The following is an 18,840-nucleotide window of genomic DNA, read 5'->3' as shown; positions in this document are numbered from 1 at the left end:
GCTATGAGCATCCGATCATACCAGCAGCGTGTGCGCGAGTGGGTGGCAGCCTGCTTTCCTCGAAGTTCGGCGAACGACCGCCTTGAACGTTCGCATCGCTTCCTCGAGGAGGCCCTCGAACTGGCACAAGCCGCCGGATGCTCGAAGGACGACGCCATGGCGCTTGTCTACTACGTTTTCTCGCGGCCGGTGGGCGACGCCTTGCAGGAGACAGGAGGCGTCATGGTCACACTATCGGCCCTTTGTGACGTACAAGCTATCGACCTGGAGGAGGCAAGCGAACGGGAGCTAGCCAGGAACTGGGATCGCATCGATCTAATTCGTTCGAAGCAGGCGTCGAAGCCGCACGGATCGGCGCTTCCTCAATGAGGGTTTGGTGGGTCTGCAGCGTCGCGCAAGTTTCCATGGCAATTATGCTTCCGCTCGGATTTCCGAGGTGGCTGAGTTGAGGATATCGTTTGAGAGCGACGGGCTCCGAGACTGCTGCTGCACGTTCGAGCGTGGCGAGGAAGTTTTAGGAACGCATCTCGCGAGGACGCTGTTTACGATCATCGCGGAAGCGGAATCGATGGAAACCGCCGCGGACTGGCACGACTTTCTTGTGGAGGACCTCCTTTCCTGCACGTCCGACGCCTTTCAAGTCGACGTCGGAACAGAATACATCGCAACCTTCGTCCCCGCAGGGAAGAAGTTTGACGTGGGCGATGATGGACAGACAGATTGGTCGAGCGTCACGCGACTGAAGCTGCAAAGTATAACGAGGCGCACCTGATGGACGACACGAACGCGACAGACTGGTTCTCCAAGCCGGGCGATTCCATTCGCGCTGTCATGCAGCGCCGCCTTCTAAGCGCCGAACAGGTCGCCGACAAGCTGGACGGGGGCATCGCTCTCCTTCGGTCTCTTCTCGATGGCTCGCACCAGATCGACCGAAAGGTTGCTGATGGACTGGCGGGCATCCTCGGGGCGTCGCCCGCATTCTGGCTCAAGCGGCAGGAGAATTTTGAGAAGGCCGTGGACCGCGCCGTCGCGGCTGTCGCCAAGGACGACATCGACGACTTCATCCAGAGCGTTCCCGCGCCCGGCAAGAAGCCCAAGGGCAAGATGAACGACGCCCGTCGTGCCGAGGAAGTCAGGAAGAGACTTGTCTATTTCAGCGTCCCCAACCCGAAGTCGTGGAACGAGCACTACGGCCGCCTGATTGGGAGAACCGACTTCCGCAGTTCGCCCGCCTACGAAACGAAGGAAGAGGCGGTTCTGCTTTGGCTTCGCCGCGGAGAACTCGAGGCCGATCTCATCAAGACGAGAGACTGGAAGGTCGGCAACCTTGAGGACCGGCTGCAGGCCATCAAGGAACTGTCCATGCTCAAGGCACCGGAGCAGTTCCTTCCAAAGGTGCGCACCTTGCTCGCCGAGGCCGGCGTCGCTCTCGCCGTGGTGAAGGCGCCGAACGGATGTCGGGCCAGCGGCGCGACCAGGCTCGTAACATCGGACAAGGCGATGATTCTGGTCAGCTTCCGTCATCGGTCGGACGACCACTTCTGGTTCACTCTCTTCCACGAGATCGGGCATCTCGTTCTCCATCATGCCCAGACATTCGTCGATACCGACGAGATGCTGCCGGACGACCGCGAGGACGAGGCGAACCTCTACGCGCGCCGTTGCATCGTCCCGGACGAGAAGATGGAGGAGTTCGAAGCCCTGACCGAAGACCGCGACCGCGTTCTTCGCTTCAGCGTCAGGTCGAAGATAGCGGCCGGCCTGACGGTCGGCCAGATGCAGAAGCGCCGGATGATCGGTCCGGACAAGCTCAACTATCTCAAGCGTCGCTGGACATGGGAAGAGATCGCGCCGATCGAAATCTAACCAATGAAGTGAACGAACTCCGTGGGACTTTTCTGCCAGTTGCAGAGGGCGTCCTCCATGACCGCCATGCCGACGGACAGGCTGTGGTCGAGTTCGTTCAGCCAGTCCTGAAGCTGCTTTGCAGACGCGACGCCGTCGGGATCGCCGAGAAAAAGCAGACGCGCGCCGCTGGCCGGGCCGGTGGCGCCCGAAAGATATGCTGAACCCGCCGAAATCGGCGCGATAGCGTATCTCCCTATGAGGGCCAGATAGTCGAATTTGGCGAGACGTCCGAACGAAAGTATCGCGCTCATCCGTCGATACAAATGGTCGAAGATCACGGTCGGGTCGTTGCCGGCGTCACGGACGGCCTGTGCGAAGAACGTGCGATGGCTCTTGCCCACGAGGGCGATATAGGTCTGCAGCACCTTTGAGAATTCGCGCTTCGTTCCCTCCTCGAGGCTCTCGTATTTCCGATGATTGCCGAACTTGCCACGAATGGCGGTCGAGTTGGCGTATACCCAGTCCGAGAATGCCCTAGGATTTGCCGACACCGTCTTCCAAGTCCAGATATCTTGCCCTAGCTTCCCGTAGACGTCCTTCAATCGGAGCCACCCGGTATCGGCAGGCCTCGCAAAGTGCGTCATCAGGAATACCAGCCAGGCGGCTTCCTCAATGTCTCCGTTCTGGAGGTGATAAGCGACCGCACGCTCGGCTTCGAAGCGCGGACTGTTCGGATCCGCCCGGTCGGCGGAAAGCTTCTTTTGCTGCACCGCCGCGTAGAAGTCCTCGCGCCGGAGGCTGGCGACGAACTGCATTGCGAGCGCTTCGATCGCGTCCTCGTCGGCAACGCCGGGAAGAGGCCGCAAGTCGTCCGCGTGCTTTTTCATGGCGGCGACGAGTCGCTGCTTCTCATGGTCGCGCGATGGCCATTTCATTTCCGGACGTCCTCGCCTTTGTTCAATTGAATCCTTTGCCGCATGTGCCGACGCGTCTCAAGGTGTATGCGATAGAGTTCGCTATGAAATTCCTTCTTCAACTCGTCGAGACGATCCGGAATGCCCGAGGCCCAGAACACTTGAACTAATCTCAGGATGTCGGCCCAGTACGGCGTGCTGACGACGTCTTCCGCGCGCATGGTCGCACCGCTGCGGATTTCCGCCTCCGCCCGGACGAGCGGCCTCACGAACTCGAACGGATCGCCTTCGGGCATCTCCGGCATGGCTTCGGTTCGCTGCCATCCCTCGTCGAGGTAGTCCTGGAGCTGAGGAAGGTAGTCGACGTAGACATGCATGCTGCCGACGTAGTGGTAGTATTCGCCGACATCGCATCCCAACCGGCGAGCCATCATTTCCTGAATCATCGTGAAGCAGAAGACGTCATGTGGGAGACCGAAATAGGCGTCGTTCGAGCGCATCGTTACAGAAAGATTCAATCGTCCTTCCCGCAGCAGAAACTGGGCTGTTGTCGTGCAGGGTATCTCGCCGAATGTTCCGGCAAGATCGGACGCGTCGAAAAGCTGGATGACCGCGCGCTTCGAGCCCGGCCTCTCCTTCAACAGCTTCACGACGTTTCCGAGCTGATCGATCTCGTCTCGCATGTTGAAAAGCCGCGGTCCATAGGCGCCGTGCAACGTACCGTCGGCTTCGGCGTCGTCCTTGTACTTGTCGATGTATGGTTGGATGAAATCCAACTTGTTCGACGCCGACAGATACCAGAGCAGCTCTCCGATGGCGCTGAAGGGCTTCCCACGGTCTTCCGATCGGCTGATGCGCGCCCTAGGATTCCTTAGCCTGATCGCCACGCCAAGGAGTTCATTGGTGCCACCGCGGGAGCCTTGATTGAAACGCCCATGATCGCGGAGCGCCTCGTAAACGACGTGGAGGACGTCGTCGATGCCTTCCCTATCGATCTCCATTTTCCAACCGCGCTCCGAATCAACTATAAGTAAATGATATCCGCGACCTCACCGATTGTAACGATAGACCGATCGTCAGCGGGTAGTCGTTTGCGCAAGTCCTTCCGTAAACGAGGTCGAATCCCTGCATAGGCGGCGTCTCGCCTCCGACCGGGTCGATCGCCTTGAGGATTCGCCACGTCGCCCAACGGGCCTCCGCCCCTTATTGAATAGGATTCGGAATGACGGCATGGAGAGACTACCAGGAAGAGGCCGCTGCGTTCTTTCGCTCCATCGGTCTCTCCGCGGGGACCGACAAGACGATCGTAGGCGTGCGGACAAGCCATGACGTCGACGTGCTAGTGAAATCGCAACACTACGGGTTCGAGATCACTTGGATCGTCGAGTGCAAGCAATGGAAGTCTCCTGTTTCGAAGCTGCACGTTCTGGGCCTCCGGGAAATAGTCGCGGACGTCGGCGCCGACCGGGGAATCCTTCTTTCGGAGGCTGGGTTCCAGCGCGGCGCGAAGGAGGCGGCCAGCCTGACTAACGTCCAGGTCACGTCTCTCGCGGAGATGCGCCAGACCACCGAGCAACGTCTCGACGCCATGCACCTGCAGGATCTCTTCGACAGGGTGGAGGACTGCCATGATCGCTACTGGAACATTCCGAAGAGTTGGCGTATCGAGGACGATCTTCGACCTGACTCTGGCTACGGCTACTCGGGAAACGCCGTCATCGGCGGATGCCGAGACGTCATCTCAAGGGCGATCCGGGGACGTTATCCCTTCACCTGCCAGACGGGGGCGTTCGTATCGATTGCGTCCATGTCGCAAACCTTCACCTCGACCAAAGAAGTTCTGGCGGCCACTCGGCCGCTAATCGAGGATCTCGAAAATCGGCTTGCAGCGTCGGAGAGGAAGCGGGCCGTTTCGACCGCCGCCCGCTCGCAAACTTGAGTCGGCCCCGAAGTGCTTCACAATTAGGCCGACGAGCCACGAAGTCGCCGCAGCTACGTTGTATTGGAGCGAATGCCTCTCGACCTCCAATCCACCCCCGAGGTCGCCGACGCATGCAGCGAGCCGCGCGCAAGGACAATGCATTCGAACGTAGCGTCCCCTCCTTACTGGATGCCGAAGGCCTGTGCTATCGGATACACCGCCCCCTTCCCAGACTGAAGCGCACGACATGCGACCTCGCCTTTCCTGGACTGATGATCGCGGTCTTTCTCGAGGGTGCTTCTGGCACGGCTGCGACCTACATCCGCCGTCGGTCAAGAAGAATATGGATATTTGGCGAAGATCGAACGCAACCCGACGCGTTATGCGCGCACGACGGCGCACCTCACCGAACTCGGCTGGACGGTATTGAGTTTCTGGGAGCATGAACCTGTGGAGACCATCGCCGAAGCGATCATTGTAATCGATAACGGCATGTCGATTGCGACGAGATCGACTGGTTGCCGAGACGTCGAGGAGAGTGACGCGCATTTGCTGAAACTAACGCCCCGGGGGAGTGGCGGGCTTGAACAAGTGGGCACGCTCACGTTCGGGAAAACGTCAATCGCCGGATCAGTGCAATACGATCCTCGTCAGACAGAAGCGACAAGAACACGCCGGTCAAAACGGAAACGAAAATTGTACTGGCCAGAACTTGAAGCAAGAACAACGAGGTCCAACCAGGTTGGGCTCCCAGGCCGCTGAAACTCAGAACCAATCCTAGCATCGCGCCAACCGTCCCCAACCCTATTTCTAGCAGGCTCATAGTCTACCCCACTTAACCTATGCCACACCTTAGGGTGAGCTCAGTCGCAACCGGCAGCAACTGAAAAATCGATACGAAACATTTGGAGTTCATTAATTTTGAAGCGCTATCTGCGATTGTCATGCGCAAAAAACTTCTCCGCTTCTTATCAAACCGGTTCCCCGAATGGCAAAAATATCGGTTGCTCAATTGTGGATCGCCCTCGTCGCAAGGGCACACAGTCCTCCGTATCGAGAAGGAATTTCTCGCAGACACTTCTCAACGACGAATTCTTGATGTCGGCGGCACTAAGAATGGGTTCGTCAAACTGGCGTCACCTGAGATGCTGGCATGCACAACCATTGTGAACCCGGCTGACAGTTGGGCCAAGTATGCTCGACTGAAGGACGTGCCCCCCGATGCCAAGTATGACCTCATCATGATGTTCGGCGTTCTTGGCGAGCTGGAACCCGACTACAACGTGGAAGCAAATTTCCGCGACGCGCGAGCCCGTCTAGCACCCGACGGCACTTTCCTGATTGCAGAACCTGACCACAAAAGTGTCGACGAGCATGAGTGTCTTTCCGCGTTACTTGCCGCGGGTTTTAGTTTTGAAGGTATTAGAAGGCGAAATGACCTGAGGCCCGGATTTTCATATACAAAGTATTTCATCTTCACCGCTCGCGTTTGAACCGCGATGGGTGTCACCGTCAGGCAATAGGCTTCGGTTGGCAACGGCATTTGCAAGTTGCTCGACCTCTGCCTTACGACTGTCCGGCATGCCAGGGACAATGGACGAGACTACCGTATTTCTCCTCTTCGAGCTGCATCCAGGATATCTAGCAATTCCCTCAAACTGGTTGAGTGGTGACCTCCGCTAAAGCTTCTCGCGAGCCGCCCGGATGAAGGACTGGTGCGCCGTGTAGAAAGCGGACGCTGCCTCATTCAACTCCCGGATCTCTTGGCTGATGTGCTCAGGAAGCCCGAAATCCGGATCAATTCCCCGAGGTATTGCGCTTTGCATCCCGAAACCATTCGGGGCCGTATATTGAGCGACCTTCGACGTGAAATCGCCGGCAAGCCCCATCAGATTACGCTTGTCGACCTCGATATCCTTGTTCACGAACTCGAATTCCGCCTTGTCCCAAGTCTGAACGAACTCCGTAACAGGATTGAGGGCAGCGATCGCGAAGGAGTTTCCGAAGTGGTGTTCTTTCGCAAGATACAACGCGCCACTGTTCGACGGAAGAAGCGTGGTCAAGGCATCAAATAGCCTTATGTCCATCTCCCGCCGCTCCTGCTGCCTTTTATGCTCCAGGGCGTTCAGTCGGTATGAAACCAACTTGTTCAGCAGATTGTGGGTGAGCGCGCCGAACACGAGCCAATAACCCATCGGATCTGAAGGGGTCGAGATCGTTGGGAGAGGAGGTTGCGTGAACTGGTTTTGATTGACGAAAGCGACAACCCAGTTGAGCCCGGCGACAAGGATCTCACTCGGAGCACCTGCCAGGGCGATCCCGCCCAATGCGACGAGCCATGTCAGCTTGTTGGTAAAGTCTGGAAAGAGAAAACGTTTAAACCATTGAAGGGCGATGGTTCGAAGCTCATCGGTCATTATAGGTAAGCCTCTGGGTGCACTCAATTCGCCACGCGGTAGCAACTTCCACGGGCGGTAGCAAGGCGCTGATTCAGATCACAAGGCTCGGCCGCGCTTCTTCCCGTCGTAACCGAAGTTTCGTTTGGTATCGAAGATGCCTTTCAAATGCTTCCCCTGCACTCGCATCCGAATCTGCCCGTCCAATCCGGCAAACGTAAAGCGGGTCGGATCCGTCAGCAACCTTTCTTCAGGCCCCAAGCCGCGGCACCCATATCGCCGACTCCTCGTCCCCGTGCGCGCTTGCCATCCCCTCCATCACGCATGCCCCCACCCACGCGCATACGACAGCATCCAACGAATCCTCGAAGGCCTTTATCTCGTATCCCCGAGCGGTGACCGACGGCAACGTCAATGCCGCCGCGACGCCTCGGATCCGGGCATCCAGAAGAGCGACGATCTGGCTCCAGACCTCGATCAGTTTCTCCCGTCGCGCGCCTGGAGCCACCTCCGGCCAGTATTTTCTCATCTTTGAAGCCTTGTAGGGCAGCCTCCGCTCCGCCGCCGCCAATTCGATGAGAGCCGGATGCGGGTAGACCTCGATGAGGACGCAGCCGGCAGGATTCGAGACGGCCAGCGGATATCCGATGTCATCGAACCCGATCCGGAGTTCGTCGCTGAGCTTGCCCGGGCGCGTCGCGCTCGGAGTGTGAGTGCTCGCATGTCTCGCGCCGTACAAGGACGAAATCATATTGTCGGATGCCCTTCGTCCGATGATCGGTGTCATCGATAGCGGCATGTCGATTGCGACGAGATCGACTGGGGTGCCGACCTTGCCGCTGGCGACCTCAATGATGGCTGTCGCATCAGGCATCGATCCCCGATGCCGCAGGATCGGAACGCCGCCGAGGTCGCGCTGCAGGAAGGCTGAATAAGAAGCTGCAACCTGGACCAGTTGCCAGCCAGAGCCATTGTCGGCGATCAGCGCGATGCCGCTCGGCTCGCATTCGGTCCAAGCTGCGTCGATCCCCAGAACTGATCTCATTTCGTCCTCGTGCGGTTACGCTTTCTCAGCGACTTTCCTCCAAACTGTTGGAAAGACAACCGATGGAGCCTGGTTCCGTGGGAAATTGGGAAGACACCCGTCGCCTTGTTCTGGCGCGGGATGAATACAAATGCGTTTCGTGCTCGGCGAAGGTGAAGTCGCGCGATGCAGACGTGCATCATCTCTTTCCTAGATCGATGGGCGGCTCCGACGAGCTCTCGAACCTCGTCACTCTCTGCGACGGCTGCCACGCTGCCCACCATCCCAATCTCGCCGGAGGGCTGGCAAGGAGAGCGATCGAGCGCTGGGCCATACGCCTTGCTCGCTGGCTCGACAGCGATGCGCGCGCTCTTGGATCCGGCATGAACTTTGGTCCCGTCCTACGCCTTTTCGGCGTCTCCCACTTCCGGGGCGGCCAGCTTCCCATCGTCCTTGCCGCGCTCGCCGGGAAGTCCGTGCTCGTGGTCAGCCCGACAGGATCCGGGAAGTCGCTATGCTTCCAGATCCCTGCCCTCCTGCGTCGTGGCTGCACGTTCGTCGTCAGCCCCCTGAAGACGCTGATGAGCGATCAGGTCTCCGGTCTGCTCCGGAAGAAGATCCCGGCGACCTTTGTGAACAGCGCTCTCAGCTCTGAGGAGAAAGAAATCCGCTACTCGATGGTCGGGGTAAATGCGGTCAAATTCCTGTACCTGGCCCCTGAACGCTTTTTCGTCCGGAGCCAGGATGAACGAAAGGCGCTGACCGAGAGCCACCCGGAATACCTCGTCGTTGATGAAGCCCATTGCGTGGATGCGTGGGGCCGCGACTTCCGCCCGGAGTACGGTCGCCTCGGCGAAGTTCGGAAGAAGCTTGGCTCGCCGCCCGTCCTGGCCTTCACAGCGACCGCGGGCCAGGCGATGCAGAAGCGGATTCTCTCGTCGCTCGGGATCGAAGACGCCGAAGTGTTCGTCCGCGGCGTAGACCGACCGAATATCGCCTTAATCCGCTGGGCAACGGCTCCGTCCGCACGACATCACGAGATCGCCGCACTCCTCCGGCTTCCAGTGTTTGCCGCGAGGAAGGCGATGATCTTCGTTCCGACGGCTCGCATAGGTCAGGAGCTACAGGCAGACCTACGCAACAACGGCCTCGAAATCCCATTCTACCACTCAAAGCTCGGCAACGAGTGGGAACGACAGGAATTGCTGAAGCGGTTCCAGGGAGAAAGTCGTCCTGTCGTGAACCATATCATCTGCACGAACGCCTTCGGCATGGGTCTGGATGTCCCTGATGTCCGTCTGGTTGTCCATTGGCAACAGCCCGCGTCCGTCGAGGACTACTTGCAGGAGTTCGGTCGTGCGGGACGCGACGGCAAACAGTCCGTCGCGGTGACGTTCACCGAGAGCGGGCGCGGAGCCGGACGAGATGTCGGCCTCTTGCGGTTCATGGCGGAAAAGACCGCCAACGGTTCGGGACTAGACGAATTCGCGGCGCGCTCGATGCTGCGGCAGCGGTTCTCGCAGATCGAGGATCTGACCGCGCTGCTCGGCTCGAAGGACTGCTTCCGGATGGGTCTCATTGAGTACTTCGAAGGCCCGAAGGTGATTTCGCGGCAGAGCCTCGGCATGCGGATCCTGAACTGGGCCTTCAGCAAAGAAGCCACTCCTCGGCGCTTTCGATTCTGCTGCGATTCCTGCGCTGCCCTGGATCGGCGGCACGAGACGCTTCCGGATCATGTGAACTCGGTGTTTGGAAAGAGGTTTGGCGGCTAGGACCTGATCTTGGGGTTGCCCTTCGACGCACCATTTCACACCTATTTCGGCGATCCGCGCGTCTCAGGATCGATCGCCGCCCCTTCCCGAATATGGCAAGCCCGCGACGTTGCATCGATCGACACTATGAGCTCGTTAAGGCTGCTAGTTCGTGCCGATGTTCATGCCTTCCGATCGCGCCCTAGACGGCTGCAGCCTCTGAAACACCACGATATCGGAACGCGTCGACGAAGGCAGAGAATGCCGACGAGTGGTTGCGGCGGCTCGGATAGTATAGGTGGTACCCCTGGAAGGTCGGGCACCATTCCTGAAGAACTTCCTTTAGCCTGCCTTCCTCGAGATGTCGGCGAACCAGGTCCTTCGGGGCATACGCGAGTCCTATCCCATCGAGTGCTGCATCAATCGCGGATCCGATATTGCTGTAGACCAACTGACCGTCGACACGGACGCTGAACTCTCGTCCATCCTTCCCGAACTCCCAGGCGTAGAGGCCGCCTGAGGTGGGAAGGCGCAGGTTCACGCAGTTATGCTCGGTAAGATCTTGTGGGCCTCCTGGAGCAGCACGCCTATTAAAATAATCAGGCGAGCCAACCACGCAGTAGGAAACGTCAGGACCAATGCGAACGGCCACCATATCACGGGCAATCGCCTCGCCTAGTCGAACGCCGGCATCGAACTGGCGCTCCACGATATTGGTAAAACCGTTGTCGACAATGAGTTCGACGGTGATGTCGGCGTACTCGCGGAGGAATGACGGCAGCCTCGCCCGGAAGACCAAATCCACGGCATCGTCGGGACAGACGATCCGAACATGGCCGGACGGTTTGTCGCTCAGGGCTTTCAATGCCGCAATCTCGGCGGTTATGCCTTCGAAGTGATGTTCGATACTTTGCACCAGCCGATCCCCGACGGCAGTCGGAGCCACGTCTCGGGTCGTGCGCGAAAGAAGACGGGTTCCGAGCCGCTCCTCCAGCGTTCGGATTGTGTGGCTAAGTGCCGAGCGGGTCACCCCGAGCTTGGCGGCCGCACGCGTGAAGCTGCGCTCGCGGGCCACCTCAAGAAAGGCCCTTATCTCTGTAAATTCGTCCCGCCGCATTGTTGAATCTCCCTCACCACAGCGTGCAGACTATGCCTCCTAGTGGATCAACCGCAACCCGGTAATCTAAATGCGCGACGAAAAGAGAGCGAACGATGATGACCGAACTTACTTTGAACGAAAGCTTCGCGGAACAGGAGACGACACCCTGGAGTGCCGTAGCTTGCTTGTCGCTCCTTACGTTTCTTCTGGTCGGACTAGAGTTCATGCCAGTCAGCCTTTTGACCCCAATTGCCCAAGACCTGTCCATCACCGAAGGCCAGGCTGGACTGGCGATTGCGGTATCGGGGTTCTTCGCGGTCTTCACCAGTCTGTTTGGCAACAAACTGTTGAGCACATTGGACCGGAAAACGATCGTCCTGCTCTACACGGCAGTTCTAACCGCTTCGAGCCTGGCCGTGGCACTTGCGCCCACCTATCTCATCTTCTTGCTCGGCCGGACACTGGTGGGCATCGCCATCGGAGGCTTCTGGTCCCTTTCGACTGCGATTCTAGCGCGTCTCGCTTCGCGGGGGGATCTTCCGAGGGCAATTGCCCTGCTTCAAGGCGGAACGGCGATGGCGATCGTTACGGCCGCTCCGCTTGGGAGTTTTCTCGGCGGTTTGATCGGCTGGCGAGGCACCTTCCTCATTACTGTTCCGCTCGGCCTGTCGGCACTGATATGGCAAATGGCAGTCCTGCCGAAGATGCCCCCTGTGGCAGCCATATCGGTTGCGAAGATGTTCGGGTTGCTGCGAAATCGCACCTTTGCCATTGGGATGGGAGCCACAGCGCTTGCTTTTATCGGCATGAACTCTCTGTCGATCTACCTTCGACCGTTCATGGAAAGCGTGACCGCCCTAGAACTCAACTCTCTGTCCATGGTCCTGCTAGGCCTGGGCTTGGGAGGGCTGGTGGGGACATTCGCTATCGGATCGGTGCTTCGTCGACACCTCAACGCCGCGCTCATCGGACTTCCGAGTATACTTGCGATCATTGCTCTCCTTTTGATCATCGTCGGCCCATTCAAAGTTATCACCGCCGCATTGCTCATCCTTTGGGGAGTGTTCTCCACACCCATCCCTGTGGTTTGGAACACGTGGATGACAAGGATCATCCCGTGCGATCTTGAGGCAGGAGGCGGACTGCAAGTCGCCCTTATCCAGCTCGCAATCGCTGGCGGCGCGTCTGCTGGAGGCGTATTATTCGACACTATCGGATGGTGGAGCGCGTTCATCCTCGCCGCAATCTTGCTCGTCGGTTCCGCGGCTCTTGCCGCCCTGGCCCGCGCCCGCATCTGAAACTTCTCACATATCAATGGAGACCGTCATGTCGCAGGGAATCGAAAACAAGGTCGTCGTCATAACCGGGGCCAGTAGTGGGCTAGGCGAAGCTACGGCCCGCCACCTGGCCGAGCGCGGAGCGTCGGTTGTTCTCGGCGCTCGCAGAGGTGATCGCATCGATGCCCTTGCCGCAGAGCTCACCGCGAAGGGATACAGCGTGGTCGCCGTCCAGACTGATGTGACGAACCGCGACCAGGTCAAGAATCTCGTTGATGCCGCCGTTCAAAAGTTTGGCCGGATCGACGTGATGCTGAACAATGCTGGCCTCATGCCGCTTGCCCCACTGGAACGTCTCAAGATCGACGAGTGGGACCGCATGATCGACGTTAACATCAAGGGCGTGCTTTACGGGGTCGCCGCCGCGCTCCCTCATATGCAAAGCCAGAAATCCGGGCACATCATCAATGTATCGTCGGTATACGGGCATGTGGTGGATCCCGGCGCAACTGTATACTGCGCGACGAAGCATGCAGTCCGCGCGCTCTCCGAGGGCCTGCGCAAGGAAGTAAAGCCCTACAACGTCCGCACCACGATCATCTCTCCCGGTGCGGTGAGTACCGAGCTCCTGGAACATATCAGCGAAAAAGATATCCAAGCGGGCACGAAAGAGTTCGTCAGCAAGATCGCAGTGGCTCCGGAAACGTTTGCCCGTGCGGTGGCCTTCGCAATCAACGAGCCGGATGATGTCGATATCAACGAAATCTTGTTCCGGCCCACCGCACAGCCCGTCTGACGGGAACGCACATGCTTTCAAGATTTTTTCTTAGCCGACGGCAGGTTCTGGGCGGGGGAAACGACAAGATTGTCCACCCGCCCCGCAAACTCACAGAAGAAGGAAGTGGGCCGTCAGCAACGAGCGGCCCGGCGATCTCTGCTACTTCAAGCCGTGGGGCAACTTGGCGCTGTTCTATGCCAGCTATCGCTGGGACGGTCTCATCCGGCTTGGCCGCTTAGAAAACACCTTCGACCCGCTCCTCGTGCGCGGCGAATATCCGGTTCTCATCGAGCGGATATGACAACCTTCTTCCACCCAAGAAAGGACCAGCCTCCTATGAACGACGTTAAAATTGCGCTTGCGGCTTTGGCACTGGCTATCTCGTCGCCGACCTTCGCCAGTGACGGCAAGTCCCCAATCATCGGCGCATGGCGCATGACCTCGCTGGAAGTCGGTGCGCAAGGCAACCTTCAGGCCGTTCCCTACTCGGGTCAGCTAGTCTTCACCCAGGGCGGCACCCTGTCGGTACAGGCCATGAATCCCGATGCCAATGCGGCGGACACGCCCTACACCACCAAGGCCTACGAGGCCTACTACGGGCCGGTGGAAATCGACGAAGCCAAGAATATTTTCGCCATTACCGTTGAATCCTCTCTTGTCCGTGAACTCATCGGCACGCGATTGGAGCGCAAGTTCGAGGTTGCCGGCGACAAGTTGGTTATCTCCCCGGTCAACGCCGCCGAAGGGTGGCGCGTAACTTACGATCGCTTCTGAACCCGAAGCACCAGTTGTGTGGGCCTGCTTTCGAGCCAAGACTCAAACAACGGATGCGAGAGGGCTCAGGCAGGGAGCCTAAGGCCGGAACGATTCTCCTGCTCAGACACGCAGCGCATCGACCACGACCTTGAATGCGGGAGAGTTCTGCCGCCTGCTCGGGTAGTAGAGATAGTAGCCCGGAAACATCGGCGACCAGTCGTCGAGAACCTGAACCAATCGCCCAGAGGCGATATCGCTCGCCACGATGTTCTCCGGCACGTAGGCGATCCCGTAGCCATTGGCTGCCGCATCGATCATCGCGTAGGACGTGCTGAATGTGAGCTGCCCATCGACACGAACACGCAGTTCCTTGTCGCCCTTCTCGAACTCCCAGGCATAGAGGCCACCGGATCGGGATTGGCGATGGTTGATGCAGTTGTGCGCTACAAGCTCCTGCGGTGACCGGGGCGCAGGTCGAGCGGTAAAATACGCTGGAGATCCCACAGCAACGAGGCGCCAATCCGGTCCTATCCGGACGGCGATCATGTCCTTGTCCACGCTCTCGCCCAGTCTGACCCCCGCGTCAAACCGATCTTCAACGATATTGCGGAAGGCGTTGTCGGTGTTGAGTTCAACCTTTAGGTCCGGAAAGTCCTTTAGGAGGGGACGCAGTTTTGGCCACACCAGGCTTTCCAGCGCGTGATCGGACAGAGTGATCCTAACTGTGCCGGATGGCGTGTCCCGGATTTCCATCAGCTCATCGATCTCGCTCTCGATCTCTTCGATCCGGGGAGCAAGCGACTGAATGAGCCTTTCCCCAGCTTCCGTTGGCGAGACGCTTCGCGTCGTGCGGGTCAGAAGCCGCAGGCCCATCCGCGCTTCGAGGTTTTTGATCGTGTGGCTGATCGTTGACTGCGAGGTGCCGAGCTTCGCAGCCGCCTTGGTGAAGCTTCGTTCCTCGGCGACCACAAGGAACCAAAGCATGTCGTTCAGGTCTTCTCGTTTCACGCAAACCTCCGGATGACTTATGTCACCATTCGATAGGTCCATCCTAATTGCAACGACTAATCAGTGAAGTTGGTGCGCTGTATATTGCCCTCATGACACAGCAAGCACTCGCACTCGATATCGACACCAGCGCCGCCTCGGGAAGCGACGATCCTTCGCGGTCCATGACAGGAGCGCGGGGAGCGGTGTTCTCCATGGCGCTTTGTGTCGCCGTCCTGATCGCATCGGAATTCATGCCCGTCAGCCTGCTGTCGCCGATCGCGACGAACCTAGGCGTGACCGAAGGCCATATGGGCCAGGCGATTTCGATTTCGGGCATCTTCGCGGTTGCCACCAGCCTGTTCGTGTCGTCGGTTACCCGCCGACTGGACCGCCGGCTGGTGGTTACATCCCTGACACTCCTGCTGATCCTCTCCGGGACCATCGTCACGTTCGCGCCGAACTACGTGGTGCTGATGATCGGCCGCGCACTACTCGGCATCGCCATCGGCGGTTTCTGGTCGATGTCGACCGCCATCGTCATGCGCCTGGTGCCTGAAAATGCCGTCCCGAAAGGCCTGGCGATACTGAATGCGGGCAATGCCATCGCAGCGACGATTTCCGCGCCGCTTGGTAGCCTTTTGGGCTCGTACATCGGCTGGCGTGGTGCATTCTTCGCTGTGGTGCCACTCGCATTTCTGGCACTCATCTGGCAACGCATCAGCCTGCCTTCCCTTCCGCCGCGCCGCAAGGAAGGCTCGCCGAACGTCCTGCGACTGCTTGTTCGTCCACAGGTGGCAATTGGCATGGCCTCCGTCATGCTGCTGTTCATGGGACAATTCGCGCTGTTCACCTATCTGCGCCCGTTCCTTGAAACCGTGACCCAGGTCTCAATCTCGACCCTCTCCCTGTTGCTGCTGCTGATGGGCGTGGCGGGCATCGTAGGAACCTACTGCGTCAGCGGTCTGCTTCAGACGAGGCTGTTCAGCATTCTGGGATCGATCCCGCTGGTGATGGCGGCCATCGCACTGCTGCTGATCGCATTCGGCACGTCGTCCGTCGTCACCGCCATCCTTCTGATTGCATGGGGCCTGTTCGGCACGGCCGCCCCGGTCGGCTGGGGAACATGGCTCAGCCGGACCATGCCCGACGACGCGGAGGCAGGCGGCGGCCTGCAGGTTGCCACCATCCAGCTCGCCATCACCATGGGCGCATCTCTCGGCGGCGTTCTGTTCGACGCGATGGGTTGGTGGACCACATTTACCTTTGCTGCCGTGCTTCTGACTGGCTCGTCCGTCCTTGCTGCTGTCGCGTGGCGTTACAACCGGAGCACCTGACATGGTTTCGAAATCGAAGTCACTCAGCCGTCGTAGCGTTCTCGGGTCGATGATTGCGACAGCGGTGTTCCCACAACTGACCCGAGCGCAACAGGGCAATGATCCCCACAAGCCAGGAGCCGTCCAAGGTGAAGATCAGGATGACGTTCAACGGTCAGACGATGACCGCGACCCTCTACGACAACGCTTCGGCCCGCGACTTCGCGTCGATACTACCGCTGGACCTGAAGATCGAGGACTACTCGACCAACGAGAAGATCACCTACCTACCGCACAAGCTGACCGAGGCCGGGAGCGGTCCGTTCAAGAATGAGCGTCCGGGCGACCTCTGTTATTACGCGCCCTGGGGCAACCTGGCGCTCTTCCACAGCGGCTACCGCTATTCATCCGGCCTGATCCGTCTTGGCCGTTTCGACGACGGCTTCGAACCCCTGCTGATGCGCGGCGAGTTCCCGCTCCACATCGAAGAGGTTTGACGACACCCGAATTTGCATGCGCCTTTTCCTCAACTCACGGAGATACGACCATGAATGACAAGACCGAAACCTCGGCAGGCCTCGACCGCCGCCAGCTTCTGAAAATGACTGGTGCAGGTGTGGCTGCGGTCGGAGCTGCCTCTCTGCTCGGCTTTTCGTCGGCAATGGCGCAGGACATGTCCCGTGGCGCTGCCAATTTCTACACGAGCGACAAGGTCAGCATGCAGAAGGTGACGTTCAAATCCCAGTACAAGACGAGTGTAGCAGGCAGCCTGTTCACCCCGAAAGACCTCGACCGCAACGGCAAGACCCCGGCGATCATCGTCGGTCACCCCATGGGAGCGGTAAAGGAGCAAAGCGCCAACCTCTACGCGACCAAGATGGCTGAGCAGGGCTTCGTGGCGATGTCCATCGACCTGCCGTTCTGGGGCGAGAGCGAAGGCACGACCCGCAATCTCGTTTCCCCCGACGTCTACGCCGAGGCCTTCAGCGCAGGCGTGGATTTCCTTGGGAGCCAGAGATACGTGGACCGCCAGCGGATCGGCGGGATCGGCATCTGCGGCAGCGGCAGCTTCATCATCAGTGCAGCCAAGATCGACCCTCGCATCCGCGCCATAGCCACGGTCAGCATGTACGATATGGGCGCGGCCTTCCGCGATGCCCTCAACCACTCGCAGACCGTCGAGCAACGCAAGCAATTCATCGCGATGGCGGCCGAACAGCGCTGGGCAGAGTTTGATGGCGGAGAAACCCAGTACATAGGCGGCACGGTTCTGGAACTGACCGCCAATACCGATCCTGTCCAGCGCGAGTTCTATGATTTTTACCGGACATCGCGCGGTCAGTTCACGCCCGCCGGGGCGACGGTGCAGACGACGACGAAGCCGACAATGACCAGCTCCGTGAAGTTCATGAACTTCTATCCGTTCAACGATATCGAGACGATTTCTCCTCGTCCGATGCTGTTTATTTCCGGTGACCAGGCTCATTCGAAGGAATTTAGCCAGGACGCATACAATCGTGCCGCCGAGCCGAAAGAACTGGTCTGGGTCAAGGGTGCCGGGCACGTCGATCTCTACGACCGGGTGGACCTCATTCCATTTAACAAGCTGTCTAGTTTTTTCGATCAGCATCTGACGGCGTAATTTAGCGCCTTCCGGCGGAAACGATGAGAGGTCCGGAAAGGAAATCCGGGCTTCGACTCGTTCGAATGCCGTTCCGTAGCATGTAAATCGACCGGGGAGGAAAATCACTGAAATTTCGGATCTTCAACTTCAACGTGTCGATGCGCAGATCCGGTAATTATCCCGAGCCGGATATGGTGCCGAGTCCGTTCCCCAAAGCCCGCGATTTCCGGTAAACCGGGATAGCAAGCTCGGCCTAATATCGATACTCAAATGTGCCGAGAGCTGACTACACCGAGGTCTGGGACTCAGCGACTTTCGACCCGCCGTGCTTCAAGCGGTCGATCAGGCCGTGGATGTCACCGAGAACCCAGAGGATCCTCACTTTGTCACCGTGGAACGTGAGGAACGGCGCGCCGTACCACCAGACATGTGGTCGTCATGCCTATCTCCTTCTACTTCGCGAGGTCAGGAAACAGGACGTTTGGCCAGCAGCAGTCCGCACCCAAGCAATATCATCGCGCCACCCGATCCCTCCCGAAGACGCCGGATGACATTCGGGCGCGAAGCCGCGCCGTCGCGGAGTCTCCCGGCTCCGAACGCAACGACGATGTCCGCCAGCGTGTTGAGGGATACGGAAATTGCTCCGAGGATCACAAACTGCAGCGCGACATGATCCGAAGCCGTGTCGACAAACTGCGGAATGAAAGCCAGGAAAAATGCTGCGGTCTTGGGGTTCATCACTTCCACCAGAACGCCATCCCGAAAGGCTCTCTTCCCGCCGACGGGAAGCTCGGCGTCAGCCAGGGAGCGATAGTCGAGCCTCGCATGGCGAATGGTCCGATAGCCCATCCAGATCAAGTAGAGCGCGCCGACTACCTTGAGCGCAGTGAACAGCTCGGCGCTCGCCAGCACGATCGCCGAAACGCCCAAACTACCGGCCGCGACGTGAAACAGTCCACCAAGACCGTTTCCAAGACTCGAAGCTATTCCCTCCGAGCGGCCGCCGGAAAGTGTTCGGGCAGCGACGTAGAAAATTCCCGGACCTGGAGTGATCGCCAAAAGGAATGCCGTGAAAAGGTAAACGGTGAAGGCGTTGGAAATCAGCATCGATTCGTCCTAGTGAAACCTGTCTGCCCCAGTTGAATGGGA

Annotated in this window: 20 protein-coding genes and 1 pseudogene; 14 read left to right on the top strand and 7 right to left on the bottom strand. The window is 58.9% G+C overall.

From position 1 onward, the window contains the following. The first annotated feature begins 3 nt into the window (after positions 1-3). The 3 genes from ACSQ2Z_RS11670 (at position 4) to ACSQ2Z_RS11660 (ending at position 1,866) form a co-directional block, all read left to right on the top strand. The gene (locus tag ACSQ2Z_RS11670) at positions 4-369 is read left to right on the top strand and encodes a hypothetical protein (protein ID WP_436081352.1); all 366 of its coding nucleotides are present in this window, start codon (positions 4-6) and stop codon (positions 367-369) included. 67 nt (positions 370-436) lie between these two features. Beyond that, positions 437-772 carry a hypothetical protein gene (locus ACSQ2Z_RS11665; RefSeq protein ID WP_436081351.1) on the top strand — a complete coding sequence of 112 codons (336 nt, stop codon included), beginning with the start codon at positions 437-439 and terminating at the stop codon, positions 770-772. Further along, positions 772-1,866 carry an ImmA/IrrE family metallo-endopeptidase gene (locus tag ACSQ2Z_RS11660; RefSeq protein ID WP_436081350.1) on the top strand — a complete coding sequence of 365 codons (1,095 nt, stop codon included), beginning with the start codon at positions 772-774 and terminating at the stop codon, positions 1,864-1,866. The genes ACSQ2Z_RS11665 and ACSQ2Z_RS11660 overlap by 1 nt, the downstream gene beginning before the upstream one ends. Here the strand turns inward: ACSQ2Z_RS11660 and ACSQ2Z_RS11655 are convergent. Then, positions 1,863-2,735, bottom strand: a complete 873-nt coding sequence (locus tag ACSQ2Z_RS11655) for a hypothetical protein (RefSeq protein ID WP_436083060.1) — start codon at positions 2,733-2,735, stop codon at positions 1,863-1,865. The genes ACSQ2Z_RS11660 and ACSQ2Z_RS11655 overlap by 4 nt on opposite strands. 44 nt (positions 2,736-2,779) lie before the next feature. Then, a complete protein-coding gene (locus ACSQ2Z_RS11650) occupies positions 2,780-3,763 on the bottom strand; it encodes a thymidylate synthase (RefSeq protein WP_436081349.1) in 984 nt (327 codons plus the stop codon). A 221-nt stretch (positions 3,764-3,984) separates the two neighbouring features. Between ACSQ2Z_RS11650 and ACSQ2Z_RS11645 the strand changes: the two genes are divergently transcribed. The 3 genes from ACSQ2Z_RS11645 to ACSQ2Z_RS11635 all read left to right on the top strand — a co-directional run bounded on the left by ACSQ2Z_RS11645 (position 3,985) and on the right by ACSQ2Z_RS11635 (position 6,176). Beyond that, positions 3,985-4,701: a restriction endonuclease gene (locus ACSQ2Z_RS11645; protein WP_436081348.1), complete on the top strand. Its 717-nt coding sequence runs from the start codon at positions 3,985-3,987 to the stop codon at positions 4,699-4,701. Between the two features lie 333 nt (positions 4,702-5,034). Further along, a complete protein-coding gene (locus ACSQ2Z_RS11640) occupies positions 5,035-5,445 on the top strand; it encodes a hypothetical protein (protein WP_436081347.1) in 411 nt (136 codons plus the stop codon). A gap of 143 nt (positions 5,446-5,588) precedes the next feature. Beyond that, positions 5,589-6,176, top strand: a complete 588-nt coding sequence (locus tag ACSQ2Z_RS11635; protein WP_436081346.1) for a methyltransferase domain-containing protein — start codon at positions 5,589-5,591, stop codon at positions 6,174-6,176. A gap of 186 nt (positions 6,177-6,362) precedes the next feature. Here the strand turns inward: ACSQ2Z_RS11635 and ACSQ2Z_RS11630 are convergent, their stop codons facing one another. Both ACSQ2Z_RS11630 and ACSQ2Z_RS11625 read right to left on the bottom strand, forming a co-directional pair. Then, positions 6,363-7,100 carry a hypothetical protein gene (locus ACSQ2Z_RS11630; protein ID WP_436081345.1) on the bottom strand — a complete coding sequence of 246 codons (738 nt, stop codon included), beginning with the start codon at positions 7,098-7,100 and terminating at the stop codon, positions 6,363-6,365. A 229-nt stretch (positions 7,101-7,329) separates the two neighbouring features. Then, positions 7,330-8,124: a DUF429 domain-containing protein gene (locus tag ACSQ2Z_RS11625; RefSeq protein ID WP_436081344.1), complete on the bottom strand. Its 795-nt coding sequence runs from the start codon at positions 8,122-8,124 to the stop codon at positions 7,330-7,332. A gap of 62 nt (positions 8,125-8,186) precedes the next feature. Between ACSQ2Z_RS11625 and ACSQ2Z_RS11620 the strand changes: the two genes are divergently transcribed. Beyond that, positions 8,187-9,875, top strand: coding sequence for a RecQ family ATP-dependent DNA helicase (locus ACSQ2Z_RS11620; protein ID WP_436081343.1), 1,689 nt, complete (start codon positions 8,187-8,189; stop codon positions 9,873-9,875). Between the two features lie 181 nt (positions 9,876-10,056). On the opposite strand, the gene ACSQ2Z_RS11615 is transcribed toward ACSQ2Z_RS11620, so the two are convergent. Beyond that, on the bottom strand, positions 10,057-10,971 hold the full coding sequence (locus ACSQ2Z_RS11615; protein WP_436081342.1) for a LysR family transcriptional regulator: 915 nt from the start codon (positions 10,969-10,971) through the stop codon (positions 10,057-10,059). Between the two features lie 95 nt (positions 10,972-11,066). On the opposite strand from ACSQ2Z_RS11615, the gene ACSQ2Z_RS11610 reads away from it, so the two are divergent. The 4 genes and pseudogenes from ACSQ2Z_RS11610 to ACSQ2Z_RS11595 all read left to right on the top strand — a co-directional run bounded on the left by ACSQ2Z_RS11610 (position 11,067) and on the right by ACSQ2Z_RS11595 (position 13,782). Next, complete coding sequence (locus tag ACSQ2Z_RS11610) at positions 11,067-12,251, top strand: MFS transporter (RefSeq protein WP_436081341.1); 1,185 nt, start codon at positions 11,067-11,069, stop codon at positions 12,249-12,251. A gap of 28 nt (positions 12,252-12,279) precedes the next feature. Continuing rightward, the gene (locus ACSQ2Z_RS11605) at positions 12,280-13,026 is read left to right on the top strand and encodes an SDR family oxidoreductase (RefSeq protein WP_436081340.1); all 747 of its coding nucleotides are present in this window, start codon (positions 12,280-12,282) and stop codon (positions 13,024-13,026) included. A gap of 53 nt (positions 13,027-13,079) precedes the next feature. Beyond that, positions 13,080-13,309: pseudogene (locus tag ACSQ2Z_RS11600) on the top strand (cyclophilin-like fold protein); the annotation flags it as partial. Between the two features lie 35 nt (positions 13,310-13,344). Beyond that, positions 13,345-13,782: a lipocalin-like domain-containing protein gene (locus ACSQ2Z_RS11595; RefSeq protein WP_436081339.1), complete on the top strand. Its 438-nt coding sequence runs from the start codon at positions 13,345-13,347 to the stop codon at positions 13,780-13,782. Positions 13,783-13,884: 102 nt separating this feature from the next. Here ACSQ2Z_RS11595 and ACSQ2Z_RS11590 read toward each other — a convergent pair whose 3' ends face one another. Next, on the bottom strand, positions 13,885-14,772 hold the full coding sequence (locus ACSQ2Z_RS11590) for a LysR family transcriptional regulator (RefSeq protein WP_436081338.1): 888 nt from the start codon (positions 14,770-14,772) through the stop codon (positions 13,885-13,887). Positions 14,773-14,936: 164 nt separating this feature from the next. Between ACSQ2Z_RS11590 and ACSQ2Z_RS11585 the strand changes: the two genes are divergently transcribed. The 3 genes from ACSQ2Z_RS11585 to ACSQ2Z_RS11575 all read left to right on the top strand — a co-directional run bounded on the left by ACSQ2Z_RS11585 (position 14,937) and on the right by ACSQ2Z_RS11575 (position 17,709). Next, on the top strand, positions 14,937-16,088 hold the full coding sequence (locus ACSQ2Z_RS11585) for an MFS transporter (RefSeq protein WP_436083059.1): 1,152 nt from the start codon (positions 14,937-14,939) through the stop codon (positions 16,086-16,088). A 98-nt stretch (positions 16,089-16,186) separates the two neighbouring features. Continuing rightward, on the top strand, positions 16,187-16,564 hold the full coding sequence (locus ACSQ2Z_RS11580) for a cyclophilin-like fold protein (protein ID WP_436081337.1): 378 nt from the start codon (positions 16,187-16,189) through the stop codon (positions 16,562-16,564). 50 nt (positions 16,565-16,614) lie between these two features. After that, positions 16,615-17,709: an alpha/beta hydrolase gene (locus tag ACSQ2Z_RS11575; protein ID WP_436081336.1), complete on the top strand. Its 1,095-nt coding sequence runs from the start codon at positions 16,615-16,617 to the stop codon at positions 17,707-17,709. 447 nt (positions 17,710-18,156) lie between these two features. Here ACSQ2Z_RS11575 and ACSQ2Z_RS11570 read toward each other — a convergent pair whose 3' ends face one another. Then, positions 18,157-18,795, bottom strand: coding sequence for a LysE family translocator (locus ACSQ2Z_RS11570; protein WP_436083058.1), 639 nt, complete (start codon positions 18,793-18,795; stop codon positions 18,157-18,159). Positions 18,796-18,840: the final 45 nt, after the last annotated feature.

The sequence above is a fragment of the Pararhizobium sp. LjRoot235 genome (assembly GCF_964254145.1).
Classification (GTDB): Bacteria; Pseudomonadota; Alphaproteobacteria; order Rhizobiales; family Rhizobiaceae; genus Pararhizobium.
The sequence above is the reverse complement of the archived record's forward strand: the minus strand, read 5'-3'. Positions and strand labels throughout refer to the sequence as shown.

Coding starts and splice junctions, on each gene's coding strand:
- ACSQ2Z_RS11670 (WP_436081352.1), top strand. CDS start 4: ATGAGCATCCGATCATACCAGCAGCGTGTGCGCGAGTGGGTGGCAGCC.
- ACSQ2Z_RS11660 (WP_436081350.1), top strand. CDS start 772: ATGGACGACACGAACGCGACAGACTGGTTCTCCAAGCCGGGCGATTCC.
- ACSQ2Z_RS11655 (WP_436083060.1), bottom strand. CDS start 2,735: ATGAAAAAGCACGCGGACGACTTGCGGCCTCTTCCCGGCGTTGCCGAC.
- ACSQ2Z_RS11650 (WP_436081349.1), bottom strand. CDS start 3,763: ATGGAGATCGATAGGGAAGGCATCGACGACGTCCTCCACGTCGTTTAC.
- ACSQ2Z_RS11645 (WP_436081348.1), top strand. CDS start 3,985: ATGACGGCATGGAGAGACTACCAGGAAGAGGCCGCTGCGTTCTTTCGC.
- ACSQ2Z_RS11630 (WP_436081345.1), bottom strand. CDS start 7,100: ATGACCGATGAGCTTCGAACCATCGCCCTTCAATGGTTTAAACGTTTT.
- ACSQ2Z_RS11625 (WP_436081344.1), bottom strand. CDS start 8,124: ATGAGATCAGTTCTGGGGATCGACGCAGCTTGGACCGAATGCGAGCCG.
- ACSQ2Z_RS11620 (WP_436081343.1), top strand. CDS start 8,187: ATGGAGCCTGGTTCCGTGGGAAATTGGGAAGACACCCGTCGCCTTGTT.
- ACSQ2Z_RS11615 (WP_436081342.1), bottom strand. CDS start 10,971: ATGCGGCGGGACGAATTTACAGAGATAAGGGCCTTTCTTGAGGTGGCC.
- ACSQ2Z_RS11610 (WP_436081341.1), top strand. CDS start 11,067: ATGATGACCGAACTTACTTTGAACGAAAGCTTCGCGGAACAGGAGACG.
- ACSQ2Z_RS11605 (WP_436081340.1), top strand. CDS start 12,280: ATGTCGCAGGGAATCGAAAACAAGGTCGTCGTCATAACCGGGGCCAGT.
- ACSQ2Z_RS11595 (WP_436081339.1), top strand. CDS start 13,345: ATGAACGACGTTAAAATTGCGCTTGCGGCTTTGGCACTGGCTATCTCG.
- ACSQ2Z_RS11585 (WP_436083059.1), top strand. CDS start 14,937: ATGACAGGAGCGCGGGGAGCGGTGTTCTCCATGGCGCTTTGTGTCGCC.
- ACSQ2Z_RS11580 (WP_436081337.1), top strand. CDS start 16,187: ATGATCCCCACAAGCCAGGAGCCGTCCAAGGTGAAGATCAGGATGACG.
- ACSQ2Z_RS11575 (WP_436081336.1), top strand. CDS start 16,615: ATGAATGACAAGACCGAAACCTCGGCAGGCCTCGACCGCCGCCAGCTT.